The sequence below is a fragment of the Ignavibacteriota bacterium genome, assembly GCA_016707525.1.
Lineage (GTDB): Bacteria > Bacteroidota > Ignavibacteria > UBA10030 > UBA6906 > JAGDMK01.
On sequence record JADJHP010000015.1, the window covers coordinates 47,641 to 61,120 of the forward strand.

Below are 13,480 nucleotides of genomic sequence, written 5' to 3' on the forward strand. Positions count from 1 at the left end.
TTTCTCCGAACAACCGTTTCTTAGAGAATGATCCAGGTGACGTTCATGCATCGTCGCAGTGCCGCCATGCTCCTCTGCGTGGCATCGTTCCTTGGAGGATGTTCGAACTGGTATGATACGGGAACGACGCCTCGCTCGGCGGGATACCGGCCGGGGTATCCGTCGTTCGACGTGGAATGCGTGCCCCAGGTGACGGAAGGGCGATCCGGGTTGGACGTGCATCTCCGTACGGTCACCCCGACCCTCACGTTCCTGAAGGTCGAGGGCGGATTCTCGGCGCGGCTGCTGGTCCAGGTCCGGGTGATGGAACTGGACGGTGAGACCCAGGTGGCGGAAGCCGCCTGGCCGGAAACGTTGACCGTAGCCAGTTATCCCGAGACCCAGTCTCATCCGCCGCTGCACATCCGCAGATTTGTCCCCGTCGCGGCGGGGGAGTACAGGGTCAGGGTACAGATCGAAGACCTTGCGACCGGGAAGACCGGAGACCGTGTGCCCTCGGTGGTGGTGCCGCGGGTGATCGAAGGTGATCCATCCCTCGGTGGTCTCGTGTTGTCCCGGCGTGTCGCAGGGGGAGACCTCGAACCGGTGGTCGGGTTTCATTTGCCTGCTTCGCGTGAGACGCTGTTCGCGAGCGCTCCGGCGATCAATGTACCCACAGGGACGCCGCTCCGGGTAGAGTACACGATATGCCGTTACGTGACCGATACGCTCCGCGCGACCGCGCCGTATCTGTTCATGCCGACGATGACCGCGATGGAGCGGAAGCGGATCTTTCCGCAGAGCATCGACACGGTTCTGGTCGCGCGGGAGACCAGGAACCTCGGTGCGGATGGACGTGTTCTTGATGACCCGCTTCCGCCTCTTGGCCGCGGCGTGTATCAGATGGCGCTGTATGTCCGGGGGCCAGGGCAGGACACCACGGAGGCGTCGGCCGCAGGCGCGATCAAGTATTTTGCAGTTGTCGGCCCCTCGTTTCCGCGGCCGGTGCTCGTGAAGGACCTGGTCGATGCATCAGGATATCTCGCGTACAGGCACGAACAGGCGGCATTGGACACCCTGCGCGACCAGGAGGAATTGCGTACTGCCTTCGATCGGTTCTGGTTGTCGATGACGCGCGACAAGCGCCGCGCAGTGCGGCTGATGCGCACATTTTTCGCAAGGATCGAGGAGGCGAACCGGCTCTTCTCGAGTTACAAAGAGGGATGGAAGACGGACCGGGGGATGGTGTATGCCGTCTTCGGCCCGCCGGAGAGTGTGGAGAAAAGACCGGAGTCGGAGGTGTGGTATTACAACTTCCCCGGGCCCTACCAGGGGAATGTTTTCGAATTCCGCCGCGTCTTCTTTGCGCCGGCGAAGCTGGCGATCGAGGAGTACCTCCTGCGGCGGAGCCCGGTGTATGAGGCCTCATGGGATCGAATGGTGCAGAAGTGGCGAGAGGGAGAGGTGTACTGATGAAGATCGGTAATGTGATGATCGAGCGCGGGCTGTTGCTGGCTCCCATGGAGGATGTGACCGACCTGCCGTTCCGGCTCATCTGCAAGGAGATGGGCGCGGACCTGATGTACACGGAGTTCGTGAATTCCGATGGCCTCGTGCGCGGGAATGAGAAGACCCGGAAGAAGATGGCGTTCCTGGAGCAGGAGCGCCCGATCGGGATCCAGATCTACGGCGGCAACATCGATGCGATGGAGGGCGCGGCGCGTGCAGCCGAGAGTTTCAACCCCGATCTCATCGATATCAATGCCGGATGCTGGGTGCGTGATGTTGCGCTGCGCGGTGCAGGAGCAGGGTTGCTGCGCGATCTGCCACGCCTGGAGCAACTCGTCAACACCGTCGTGAAGGCCGTGCGTACACCGGTGACCCTCAAGACGCGCCTTGGATGGGATGCGCAATCCATCCGGATCGTCGACGTGGCGAAGATGTGCGAACAGTCGGGTATCGCTGCCCTTACCGTGCACTGCCGCACACGCGACCAGGGGCACAAGGGAGGCGTTGACTATTCCTGGATCCCGCGTATCAAGGAAGCGGTGTCCATTCCGGTGATCCTCAACGGGGACGTGGTCACGCCGGAGGACGTGCAGAATGCCTTCACCTCGACCGGTTGCGATGCCGTGATGATCGGCCGTGGTGCCATCAACAATCCCTGGATCTTCCGCCAGGCGAAGCACTTCATGGCCACGGGCACGCTGCTGCCGGAGCCGACGCTGGAAGAGCGTGTGGACCTCCTCAAGAAGCACCTGCACCTTGCCGTCGAGCACAAGGGTGAGCGCACCGGTGTGATCGAACTCCGGAAGCACTACTCCGGCTTCCTGCGCGGGCTTCCGCACGTGTCGAAGATCCGCACGGAGCTCATGCAATTCACCGAGGCCGAACCGATCCTGCAGCATTTGACCGCATTCCTGGAGTATTACTCGCCCGGAGCTCCCGCCGGCCCTGCTTGAACGCAGAAGAACCGTTTTGTATATTGAAAAGCTAGTCACCCGCTTGGCGTGACCTACCTGTCCTTTGGGAGGATTCCATGGTTGTGCAACGTTCTGTGCGGCTGCTTCTTGCAGCCGTCGTTGGAGTACTATGTGTTTCATATGCGATGGCGGACGAAGGGATGTGGACATTCGACAATCCGCCCCGCAAGCAGTTGAAGGAACTCTACGGTTTCGAACCGACGAAGGAATGGCTGGACCACGTCCGGCTGTCCAGCGTCCGTTTCAATGACGGCGGCTCCGGCGCGTTCGTGAGTGCTGATGGCCTTGTCATCACCAATCACCATGTCGCCCGCGGGCAACTGCAGAAGATGTCGTCGCAGCAGAAGAACTATGTCGCCGATGGCTTCTATGCCCGTACCCACGCCGAAGAACTCAAGTCGTCCGACCTGGAACTCAACGTGCTGGTGGGCATGCAGGACGTCACCGCCCGCGTGATCGCGGCGATGAAGCCCGGCATGTCGACGAAAGAAGCGGTCGCTGCCCGCAAGGCGGTGATGGCGGCGATCAGCAAGGAAAGCAAAGAGAAGACCGGCCTCCGCGCCGACGTCGTGAGCCTGTATCAGGGCGGTGAATACTGGCTCTATACCTACAAGCAGTACACCGATGTCCGCCTGGTGATGGCGCCGGAAGAGAAGATCGCGTTCTACGGCGGCGATGCGGATAATTTCACGTTTCCGCGCTACGACCTGGACATGGCCTTCTTCCGTGTGTACGAGAACGACACACCGGTGAAGGTCGAGCATTTCTTCCGCTGGAATGCCGCAGGTGCGGCGGATGGTGAACTCGTGTTCGTGTCGGGACATCCCGGATCCACGAACCGCCTGCAGACGTACGCACAGACGGAATACCAGCGCGACGTCGCGTATCCGATGACGTTGAAGACGCTCAAACGTCGCCTCGCGGTGCTCAACGCCTATGCTGTGCGCGGTGCCGAACAGGCACGCCAGGCCCGCGGATCCATCTTCGGGCTGGAGAATTCGTTGAAGGCGATGACCGGCGAGTTCGGCGGGCTGAACGACCGGGAAACGATGGCAAAGAAAGCGGCCGAGGAGAAGGACTTCCGTGACCGTATCATGGCGAATCCCACATGGCAGGCGCAGTATGCCTGGGCATGGGATTCCATCGGTGTGGCGCTCGAACGCCAGCGGGCACAGGCAAACACACGGTCCTTCCGTTCGGTGCGCAGCCGGCTCCTGAGCTTTGCGACGACGCTCGTGCAGTATGTGGAAGAGATCAAGAAGCCGAATGGCGAACGCCTCGCGCCGTACCAGGATGCGAATCTCGAAGGGACCAGATTCCGGCTCTTCTCTCCGGCCCCGGTGTATCTGGATCTCGATGAGGAACAGTGCATCGACGGGCTCCGCGAGTCGCTTGAAGCGCTGGGCGCGGATGAACCGTTCATGAAGGCCGTGCTGCGCGGAAAGACACCCGAAGCCCTTGCAAAGGAACTCGTGCGGGGTTCGAAACTCGCCGATCCCGCTGTGCGCCGTCAGATGCTCGAAGGTGGGGAGAAAGCGGTCAGGGCGTCGGAAGATCCCGCGATCGTGCTTGCCCGTATCATCGAACCGATGAACCGGGAGACCCGGAGCTGGGAAGAGAAGAACATCTCCGGACTGCTTACCAGGGCGAGCGAGAAGATCGGTGAAGCACGTTTTGTGGTGTACGGTAAGACCGCATATCCCGACGCCACGTTCACGCTGCGCCTGTCGTATGGTACGGTGAAGGGGTATCCGATGAACGGTACCGTGGCGCCGGCGAAGACCACGCTGTTCGGCCTCTACGACCGCGCCTACAGCTTTGACTTGAAGGGGGCCTTCGATCTGCCGCAGCGGTATCTGGACCGCATCGGCTCGTTGGACCTGAAGACACCGGTGAACTTCGTGAGCACGTGCGATATCATCGGCGGCAATTCCGGATCACCGGTGATCAACGCGAAGGGTGAATATGTCGGCCTGATCTTCGATGGCAACATCGAGAGCCTGCCCGGGCGCTTCCTCTACGCTGAGAAGGCGAACCGCGCGGTCTCCGTCCATTCGGCGTACATCATCCATTCGCTGCGGAAGCTGTATGATGCCGCGCCGCTGGCGGACGAGCTGGAAGGCAAGTAGCAGTCCGGCGAACCGTAAAAGGAGAAAAGAAAAGGGGCCTGACGTTCAGGCCCCTTTCTTTTTGCGGGGTACTCCATGCCCTCGCTTCTTTTCAGAAGGGCCACTGTCCCTGCCGCTTCAACCGCTGCTCCATCCCCGACTTCCTGAAATTCTCCAGGCGCTCCTCAAGAGATTTTCTGCGCAGCGGGAGCGCGGTCCCGTTCGCGAGTTCCCGCACGAGGAGCGCCGCCACTGCGCTCGCATCGACCAACGCCCTGCGATCGACCTTGTCGAAGGTGTCCCCCATGTCGTGATAGTGGAAGACCGATTCTTTCTCGAGATGTCCCATGAACGTGAAACTCGGAATACCCTCGAGCAGAAACCACTGGTGGTCGCTGTTGGTCCACGGCACGCTGATCACGCTGTCGGTGAATGCATACCCCTGGAGTCCGCCAAGGAACGTGCGCGCGAAGGGGAGCAGGGCATCGTGACCCATGACGTTGATCCCTGTGGGCCGGCCGGGCATGTCCAGGTTCACCATCGCGACGATGCTATCCTGCGCGTGGGCTTTCACGTAGGCGCCCGCACCCCAGATGCCGAGTTCCTCGCCGTTGAACCACACGCAATCCACCGTATACTCATTGGAAGGGGAGAAGCGCGCGAGGAGACGCGCGATCTCGTACACCGCCGCCGAGCCGACCCCATTGTCCACCGCCCCCTGTCCAATGTCCCAGCCGTCGACATGCCCGCCCACGACGATCCGCGCCTTGCGCTTGCCGGGGAACGTTGCCACAAGATTCGCGGTGGCAACCGTCTTGCACCGTGAGGCGGTGGCAATGCGGACCGTGACCGATCGGTTGCCGGAGAGGAGCCGGCGGAGACGCTGGCCTTCTTCGTAGGTGATGCTATACGCAGGAAGAGCCGACGGTGCGCCAAGGAAGTTGCTGACGCCCGCCAGGAGGAGCCCGCCTGGTTTGTCGTTGATGAACAGGACCGCCCGCGCCCCGGCCGCGGCGGCACGAGCGATGATCTCATAGCGCAGAGGCGATTCTCCCTCCTTCGGCGCTTCCGATGTTACGAGAGCGACCGACCCGCGGATCCCACCACATTCTCCGTCACGCCCGTGTGCGGCCCAGGTGAGCGGGGCTTCGAATGCCGGATGGGCATCGACATATCCGAGCGCGATAGCGCGCAGCGTGCGCGGTTCGGGTGTGAGAACCGTAACGGCATCGTCCCCGCGTTCCCACCCCGGCATCGTAAATGCCTCACGATGCGCCGTCACGCCATGCTTCCGCAGCTCCTGTTCAAGGATCAGGAGGGTCCGCTCGTTGGCCGGCGAGCCCGGCAGCCGTCCGCCGGCCTCATCACAGATCCGCTGCAGGACCGCGTATCCTTCGTGGGAACTATACGCCGAGCCGAGGATCGCCTCCCGGATCGGGTCGCCAGCAAAGGCGGACACGGTGCACAAGGAAAGCGCAAGAGCAACGATCTGGATGCGGAGCACACGGAACATACGAAAGGCCTCGAACGATGGTTCCTGAACGGATCTGCAACGGATGTTCAGTGTAGGGAAGTCGGATGAGAGAGTCAATCCACCGGTGATACAGCGTTGATTGTCCAAACGGATTGTTGTACATTTCTGCACTACACCATGCGCGACACAATCCAATTCTTGTTGAACGGCGAACCCGCGCGGATCGAACTCGGCCCGGGCTCGCCCTGGCGGCCGACAACGACGGTCCTGCACTATCTCCGGGCCCATCCGGAGTACCGTGGCGTGAAAGAAGGGTGCGCGGAGGGCGATTGTGGTGCGTGTACCGTGGTACTGGCTGACGAAGGCCCCGACGGTTCGCTGCAGTACCGGGCTGTGGACTCCTGCCTCCTGTTCCTTCCAACGCTCGACCGGAAGAACCTGATCACGATCGAAGGATTGCGTGCAACGGATGGCGCCCTGCACCCTGTGCAGGATGCGATCGTGCGGCACTCCGGCAGCCAATGTGGGTTCTGTACGCCCGGCATCGTGATGTCCCTGTTCGCTCTCTATCATACAGCAGGAGCCATAGACCGTCCCGCGGTCCTTGATGCACTTGCCGGAAACCTCTGCCGGTGCACGGGCTACAGGCCGGTGGTCGATGCCGCATTTGACTCCTGCTCGAACCCCGGGCCGGACCATTTCAGTGCCGCCGGGGCCGGGGTCCTCGCCAGGCTGCGCGCGATCCCTGCTGACGACATTCTTATAGAGGCCGACGGGTATGCGTATTGCCGCCCGGCGACGCTTGCATTCGCCCTCCGGTACAGGAGCGTTCAACCCGATGCCGTGATGATCAATGGGGCCACGGATGTCGCCCTGCGCGTGACCAAGCGCCACGAACACCTGGCATCCGTCCTCGATCTGTCAGGCATTGCAGAACTCCGGTCGCTTCGCGTGTCCGCGGCGGCCATCGACGCAGGCGCCGGCGTGACGATCGAAGAACTCCGGCGCGCGGCGATCGGCAGGATCCCGGCACTGGCTGATATGCTGTCGGTGTTCGGGTCGCGCCAGATCCGGAATGTGGCGACGCTGGGTGGCAATCTCGGGACCGGTTCGCCGATCGGCGACACCCTGCCCGTCCTGCTGGCGCTCGGCGCCACGGTGACGGTGACGGGGCCCCGCGGAGAGCGTGTGGTCGCCATCGATGACTTCTTCACCGGCTACCGGACCACGGCCTGCGGGCCCGACGAGTTCATCGTTGCCATTCACATCCCGGTTCCCCCGGCGGGAACGGATGTGCGTGCGTTCAAGGTGTCGCGCAGGAAGGAACTCGACATCTCCACCGTAAGTGCGGCGATGCGGCTCCGGACCGCCGGCGATGGGCGTGTCGATGAGATCGTGCTGGCGTACGGCGGAATGGCTGCAACACCGAAACGCGCATCGGCGACCGAGGAATTCCTTTCGGGGAAACCCTGGTCACGTGCGACGGTGGAGGCGGCGATGGCAACTCTTGCAACGGATTTCTCGCCGCTCACGGATGTGCGGGGCTCGGCGCACTACCGGATGCTTGTCGCGCGCAACCTGCTCTTGAAATTCTGGAACGCTTCGCAAGCGAAGGGGGGTGCAACGTCATGAGCACGCATCTCCTCCATGAGAGCGCTGTGGGGCATGTGACCGGGGAAGCGCAGTACATCGACGACCTCCCGCATCCGGAACGGCTGCTCGTTGGCCGCGTCGTGTGCAGTCCGCATGCCCATGCCCGTATTGCCTCCTTCGATCTCACTGCAGCCCGTGCCATTCCGGGGGTCCATGCGGTCCTCTCCGCACGGGACATCCCCGGCGAGAATCAGGTCGGCCCGGTCGTGCATGATGAGGTGCTCCTTGCAACGGAGGAAGTGACCTTTGCCGGGCAGGCGGTCTTCCTTATCGCCGCGGAAACGGAAGAGGAGTGCCGGGCTGCCGCGCGCGCGATCCGTGTCGAGTACCGAGAACTGGATGCGATCCTGGACCTGCCTGCCGCGATGGCGGCAGGAGCATTGATGGGTCCGCCGCGGAGGATCCTGCGTGGCGATCCGGCCGCTGCGATCCGGAGCGCAGCACACCGCATCACCGGCGAGCTGGAGACCGGAGCGCAGGAGCACTGGTACCTTGAAACGCAGGCGGCGCTCTGCATTCCCGCGGAAGACCGCCGCATGAACGTCTTCAGCTCCACGCAGCATCCCTCCGAGACCCAGACACTGGTCGCTGAAGTGCTCGGCTGGCCGCGCAATGCGGTGGAGGTGGAGGTGCGCCGGCTCGGCGGTGGTTTCGGCGGTAAAGAGACGCAGGCGAATCATACGGCATGCTGGGCGGCGGTACTCGCGCATGCGACCGGACGGCCGGTGAAGATCCGGCTGTTCCGCGACGATGACATGATCATGACCGGCAAGCGCCACCGGTTCCTTTCGCGCTACGAAGCAGGGTTCGATGCGGAAGGCGTGGTGCAGGGCGTTGCCATCGAGCTGAACAGCGATGGCGGAGCCACGACGGACCTTTCGTTCGCGATCCTCGAACGGGCGATGCTCCACGCGGACAACTGCTACTTCTCGCCCGCGTTCAGCGTCACGGGTTCCGTATGGAAGACGAACCTCCCATCGAATACCGCCTTCCGCGGTTTCGGGGGGCCGCAGGGGATGGCGGTGATGGAAACCATCATCGACAGGATCGCGCGTACACTCGGGCGCGATGCGGCGGAGATCCGCAGGAAGAACTTCTACAGAGCGGCACCGGCCGATACGACCCACTACGGGCAGGTGGTCGAAGATGACCGGCTTGCGGTGATCTTTGACCGGATCCTCGTTTCATCGGCGTATACGCAACGCCGCGAGGCTGCGGCCGCGTTCAATGCAGGAAGTGAATTCGTCAAACGCGGGATCGCACTCACCCCGGTGAAGTTCGGCATCTCCTTTACGACCACCTTCCTCAACCAGGCAGGTGCGTTGGTGCACATCTATACGGATGGCACGGTGCTGGTGAGCCATGGCGGCGTGGAGATGGGGCAGGGGTTGTCCACGAAGATCCGCGGTATCGCGGCCGCGGAACTCGGGATCGATCCTGAATACGTCCGCGTGGGTGCTACGAACACCGCGAAGGTCCCCAATACCTCTGCGACGGCAGCGTCGTCGGGTGCCGATCTGAACGGTATGGCCGTGAAGAATGCGATCGATGCGATCAAGGTGCGGATGACCGCAGCGCTTGCGGAAAAACTCTCCGGAACCGCGGGAGCGGGCCCGTCCATGCCGGCGGATCTGGAATTCGCCCATGGGCACATCACGGACACCCGGCATCCCGGCCGCACGATCTCGTTTCGGGATGCGGTTCGCTGGCTCTACCTCCAGCGTGTCAGTCTGAGTGCTACCGGATTCTTCAGCACACCGGGCATCGGTTGGGACCGTGAGGCCGGACGGGGGAAGCCGTTCCTGTACTATGCCTTCGGCATGGCGGTCAGTGAAGTGAGCGTCGATGTGCTCACGGGAGCACACACGGTCGAGCGGGTGGACATCCTCCATGACGCCGGGGCGTCGCTCAATCCGGCCATTGACCGCGGTCAGGTGGAAGGCGGGTTCGTGCAGGGGCTGGGGTGGTGCACCACGGAGGAGATCCTCTGGGATGCCCGTGGCACGCTCATGACGCATTCACCCGATACGTACAAGATCCCGACGGCGGGGGACGTTCCGGAGGATCTCCGTGTTGCATTGCTGGAGGGGGTTCCGAATCCCCGGGCCATCCGGAACAGCAAGGCGGTCGGTGAGCCGCCGTTCATGCTCGCCCTGTCCGTGTGGCTGGCCATCAAGGATGCACTGTCCTCGATCACCGGGCACAGGATCGAACCACAGTTTTCGCTTCCCGCCACGCGCGAGCGTATCGTGCTCGAGGCGGATCGTCTGCGCCGGCTGGCATGATGCCCCCCGGTGGAGTCCATGTTCATGAACCACAGGAGTCTATGAAGACCGCAAAGAGCATACAGGATGCGATCCGGGCAGCAGGGGTGGTGGGTGCCGGTGGCGCCGGATTCCCGTCGCACGTGAAAGCCGGAGCGACCGTGGATACCATCATCGCCAACGGCGCGGAGTGCGAGCCGCTGATCCACAAGGATTTTGAGATCATGACGCGGCATGCCGCGGAGGTCGTGCGCGGTGTGCGGTTGCTGATGCAGGCAACGGGTGCAGCGCGCGGGATCATCGGGATCAAAGAGAAGAACGCCGCGGCCGTGAAAGCGGTGACGGCGGCGCTGGATGGCAAGGATATGACCGTGCATCTCCTGGGCGACTTCTATCCGTCCGGCGACGAGTACATCCTCGTGTACGAATCCACGGGCCGGCTGATCCCGCCGCAGGGGATCCCGCTCGACGTGAAGGTCGTCGTGAACAACGTAGAGACCCTGCTCAATATCGCCCGCGCAGCGGACGGGGAACCGGTCACGGAGAAATGGGTCAGCGTTGCCGGCGCGGTGCATCATCCGGTGTGCTTCAAGGCGCCGCTGGGCACGCCGTTCACCGAACTCGTGAAGGTCGCGGGCGGGACGACCACGAACGACTTCGGATTCTTCGTCGGCGGGATCATGATGGGCTCTCTGGAGTTCGACCTGAACCGTGTGGTGACCAAGACCACGGCCGGCCTGATCGTGCTGCCCAGGGAACACACGCTGATCACACGCAAGAGTCGTCCCGCGAAGGCGATGCACAAGATCGGGAAATCGGCGTGCGACCAGTGCACGTTCTGCACGGAACTCTGTCCGCGCTATCTCCTTGGCTACGACGTGCAGCCGCACAAGGTGATGCGCAGTCTCGGCTTTACCACGACCGGTGAGGCATACTGGAACCAGTTCGCATCCCTGTGCTGCGCCTGCGGACTCTGTACCCTGTATGCCTGTCCCGAAGGGCTGTTCCCGAAAGAGGCATGCGACAAGGGGAAGGACGATATGAAAGCAGCGGGACTGAAGTGGGACGGCAAGAAGGAAGTGAAGCCGCATGCGATGTATGAAGGCCGGCGGACGCCGCTGAAGCAATTGATGAAGAAACTCGGCGTGCTGCCGTACGACCACCCCTCGGCGTACACGGACGCGAACGTGGCGCCACGGACGGTGTCCCTTCCGCTGGCGCAGCACATCGGCGCCCCCGCAGTGCCAGTCGTCACGCCCGGCCAGCGGGTTGAACGCGGTACATGCATTGCGGACATCCCGGAAGGAAAACTCGGCTCCCGTATCCACGCCAGCATCACCGGGATCGTCCGGAGTATCGATACCACCATCGTCATTGAGCAAGGATAACACATGCAGAAGAATTCGATCGGACTCATTGAACTCTCCAGCATCGCTGCTGGTTTTCTCGTGGCCGATGCCATGTTGAAGGCCGCGGAGGTGGAGATCGTGCTCTCCCGCAGCATCTGTTCCGGGAAGTACATGGTGCTCGTCGGGGGCGATGTCGCCGCGGTCACGGCCAGCGTCGAGGCCGGCACGACGGCGGGTGAAGGCTCGGTGATCGACACCTTCGTCATTCCCAACGTCCATCCCTCGCTGTTTCCCGCGCTGGGCGGTTCCGCAACAGTGACGACCCTGGAGTCGCTCGGCATCATCGAATCGTTCTCCGTGGCCTCGATGATCGAGGCGGCGGATGCCGCGGCCAAGGCCGCGAACGTGCAGATCATCGAACTCCGCCTGGCGATGGCGCTCGGGGGGAAGGCCTTCGTGACGCTCACGGGTGATGTCGCGGCGGCGCAGGCCGCCGTCGATGCCGGTGCCGCTGTCGTCGCAGCGAAAGGCATGCTCGTGAACAAGGTCGTCATTGCCGCACCGCGCCGTGAACTCCTGACGGAGATCGTGTGACCCCAACCATGCGCTCCCGCGCCGGCTTCAGTGCCGGCATCGTCCTTCTCGCATCGATCCAGATCTCCTGCGGGTCCGACAGTCAGCTCACGCGCGCCTCACGGTCCGCGTCGGCGGCCGGCGCGGCCGCCCATGTTGCCTATCTGGCATCGGATGCATTGCTCGGCCGGAACACGCCGTCGCCCGGACTTGACACTGCTGCAGCGTATATCGCCCGTCAGTTCCAGCAGGCCGGACTGCAGCCGGTGCGTGGCGCGTGGACGCAGGAAGTGCGGATGCAGACGGTCGCACTCGGCGATTCGAACGCCCTGTCGCTGACGGTCAGCGGGAAAGACACTGCATTCGCGATCAAAGATGACTTCGTTCCCTTCGACATGACGGCGGACCGCCTCGTGCAGGGGGATCTGGTGTTCGCGGGGTACGGTATCACGGCACCGGACCTCACCTATGATGACTACGATGGCGTGGATGTGCGCGGCAAGATCGTCGTCATCTTCCGTCATGAACCACGGGAGAACGATACGACATCCCGGTTCAACTCTCGCAAGAATGCGGATCGCTGGGGGATGGCGGCCAAGGTGAAACGCGCCAGGGAACATGGCGCCGTGGGCATGCTCGTCATGAACGAGCCGCTCTCCCATATGTCGCTGACCCCGCGCGGATACCCCTGGCCATCGCTGTCACGCATCATCCCGAAGGATGCGCTGCCGATGACGCTCATGGCGGACGACACGGAGAAGATCCCGGTGGTCCACGTGGGTGAACGCGTCATCACGGCGCTGTTCGGGAGCGTGGATTCCCTCAAGCAGCTCCAGCAACGGATCGATACGGGACTCCGTCCCGCCTCGTTCACGTTCCGGGGGGTGACGGGCACGGTACGCACCTCGACGGTGGTCACGGTCCACCGCGCACAGAACGTCGTGGGCATGGTCCCGGGTGCGGACAGCACGTGAGCGACGCGCCGGTGGTCATCGGTGCGCACTATGACCATGTCGGGTACAAAAAGAACTCGCCCGCGGGGACGGATTCCATTTTCAATGGGGCCGATGACAATGCATCGGGGACCGCCGGGTTGATCGAAGTCGCGAAGGCGGCGGGTGCGATGGGGACCCGGCCCGCCCGGCCGATCCTGTTCATTGCCTTCGCCGGCGAGGAGAAGGGGCTCTTTGGGTCCGAGTGGTATGCGCGGCATCCGTTGTTCCCCCTGCCCAGCACCCGTGCGATGCTGAACATGGATATGGTCGGCATGAATGCCCCCGATTCACTCCTCCTGATCGCCCAGGAGCGTCACCGCTCGCTGGAAGACGTGGCCCGCTCGGTGAACGACGGCTCCGGCTTCACGCTCGTCACCTCCAACCTCGAGTCGGGCGGGAGCGATCATATGAGTTTCACCAAGCGCGATGTCCCCGCGCTGTTCTTTCACTCCGGCTTGACCCCGTACTACCATAAGGTCGTTGATGAAGCATCATTGCTGAACCCTGACAAGATCGCCCGGGTCGCCGGACTCGTGTTCCGGACGGCATGGATCCTGGCAGGATCCCCGCACCGCTGACATCCCACTTCCACTCAAGGAGAA

The 13,480-nt window shown here is 62.9% G+C and carries 10 protein-coding genes; 9 read left to right on the forward strand and 1 reads right to left on the reverse strand.

Annotation, left to right across the window (positions count from 1 at the left end; genetic code table 11):
- The first annotated feature begins 45 nt into the window (after positions 1-45).
- The 3 genes from IPI01_19095 to IPI01_19105 all read left to right on the forward strand — a co-directional run bounded on the left by IPI01_19095 (position 46) and on the right by IPI01_19105 (position 4,591).
- Positions 46-1,452, forward strand: coding sequence for a GWxTD domain-containing protein (locus IPI01_19095; protein ID MBK7259861.1), 1,407 nt, complete (start codon positions 46-48; stop codon positions 1,450-1,452).
- Entirely contained in the window at positions 1,452-2,441 is a 990-nt protein-coding gene (gene dusB, locus IPI01_19100) for a tRNA dihydrouridine synthase DusB (protein ID MBK7259862.1), read from the forward strand. Before IPI01_19095 ends, dusB begins: the two co-directional genes overlap by 1 nt.
- A 77-nt stretch (positions 2,442-2,518) precedes the next feature.
- On the forward strand, positions 2,519-4,591 hold the full coding sequence (locus IPI01_19105) for a S46 family peptidase (protein MBK7259863.1): 2,073 nt from the start codon (positions 2,519-2,521) through the stop codon (positions 4,589-4,591).
- A gap of 91 nt (positions 4,592-4,682) precedes the next feature.
- On the opposite strand, the gene IPI01_19110 is transcribed toward IPI01_19105, so the two are convergent.
- Positions 4,683-6,083, reverse strand: a complete 1,401-nt coding sequence (locus IPI01_19110; protein ID MBK7259864.1) for a M28 family peptidase — start codon at positions 6,081-6,083, stop codon at positions 4,683-4,685.
- Positions 6,084-6,221: 138 nt separating this feature from the next.
- On the opposite strand from IPI01_19110, the gene xdhA reads away from it, so the two are divergent.
- Genes xdhA through IPI01_19140 form a run of 6 tightly spaced genes read left to right on the forward strand, consistent with a single transcriptional unit; the run spans position 6,222 to position 13,456 of the window.
- The gene (xdhA, locus tag IPI01_19115) at positions 6,222-7,676 is read left to right on the forward strand and encodes a xanthine dehydrogenase small subunit (GenBank protein MBK7259865.1); all 1,455 of its coding nucleotides are present in this window, start codon (positions 6,222-6,224) and stop codon (positions 7,674-7,676) included.
- Complete coding sequence (xdhB, locus tag IPI01_19120) at positions 7,673-9,982, forward strand: xanthine dehydrogenase molybdopterin binding subunit (protein ID MBK7259866.1); 2,310 nt, start codon at positions 7,673-7,675, stop codon at positions 9,980-9,982. The genes xdhA and xdhB overlap by 4 nt, the downstream gene beginning before the upstream one ends.
- Before the next feature lie 41 nt (positions 9,983-10,023).
- Entirely contained in the window at positions 10,024-11,349 is a 1,326-nt protein-coding gene (locus tag IPI01_19125) for a 4Fe-4S dicluster domain-containing protein (GenBank protein ID MBK7259867.1), read from the forward strand.
- Positions 11,350-11,352: 3 nt separating this feature from the next.
- Entirely contained in the window at positions 11,353-11,904 is a 552-nt protein-coding gene (locus IPI01_19130; GenBank protein MBK7259868.1) for a BMC domain-containing protein, read from the forward strand.
- Positions 11,901-12,857, forward strand: coding sequence for a hypothetical protein (locus tag IPI01_19135; GenBank protein ID MBK7259869.1), 957 nt, complete (start codon positions 11,901-11,903; stop codon positions 12,855-12,857). Before IPI01_19130 ends, IPI01_19135 begins: the two co-directional genes overlap by 4 nt.
- Positions 12,854-13,456 (forward strand): M20/M25/M40 family metallo-hydrolase, encoded by a 603-nt coding sequence (locus IPI01_19140; protein ID MBK7259870.1) that lies wholly within the window; start codon positions 12,854-12,856, stop codon positions 13,454-13,456. The genes IPI01_19135 and IPI01_19140 overlap by 4 nt, the downstream gene beginning before the upstream one ends.
- Positions 13,457-13,480 lie beyond the last annotated feature (24 nt).

Excerpts from the sequence above, each read along its gene's own strand:
- xdhA (MBK7259865.1), top strand. The coding sequence starts at position 6,222 with ATGCGCGACACAATCCAATTCTTGTTGAACGGCGAACCCGCGCGGATC.
- xdhB (MBK7259866.1), top strand. The coding sequence starts at position 7,673 with ATGAGCACGCATCTCCTCCATGAGAGCGCTGTGGGGCATGTGACCGGG.
- IPI01_19110 (MBK7259864.1), bottom strand. The coding sequence starts at position 6,083 with ATGTTCCGTGTGCTCCGCATCCAGATCGTTGCTCTTGCGCTTTCCTTG.
- IPI01_19105 (MBK7259863.1), top strand. The coding sequence starts at position 2,519 with ATGGTTGTGCAACGTTCTGTGCGGCTGCTTCTTGCAGCCGTCGTTGGA.
- IPI01_19095 (MBK7259861.1), top strand. The coding sequence starts at position 46 with ATGCATCGTCGCAGTGCCGCCATGCTCCTCTGCGTGGCATCGTTCCTT.
- IPI01_19125 (MBK7259867.1), top strand. The coding sequence starts at position 10,024 with ATGAAGACCGCAAAGAGCATACAGGATGCGATCCGGGCAGCAGGGGTG.
- dusB (MBK7259862.1), top strand. The coding sequence starts at position 1,452 with ATGAAGATCGGTAATGTGATGATCGAGCGCGGGCTGTTGCTGGCTCCC.
- IPI01_19130 (MBK7259868.1), top strand. The coding sequence starts at position 11,353 with ATGCAGAAGAATTCGATCGGACTCATTGAACTCTCCAGCATCGCTGCT.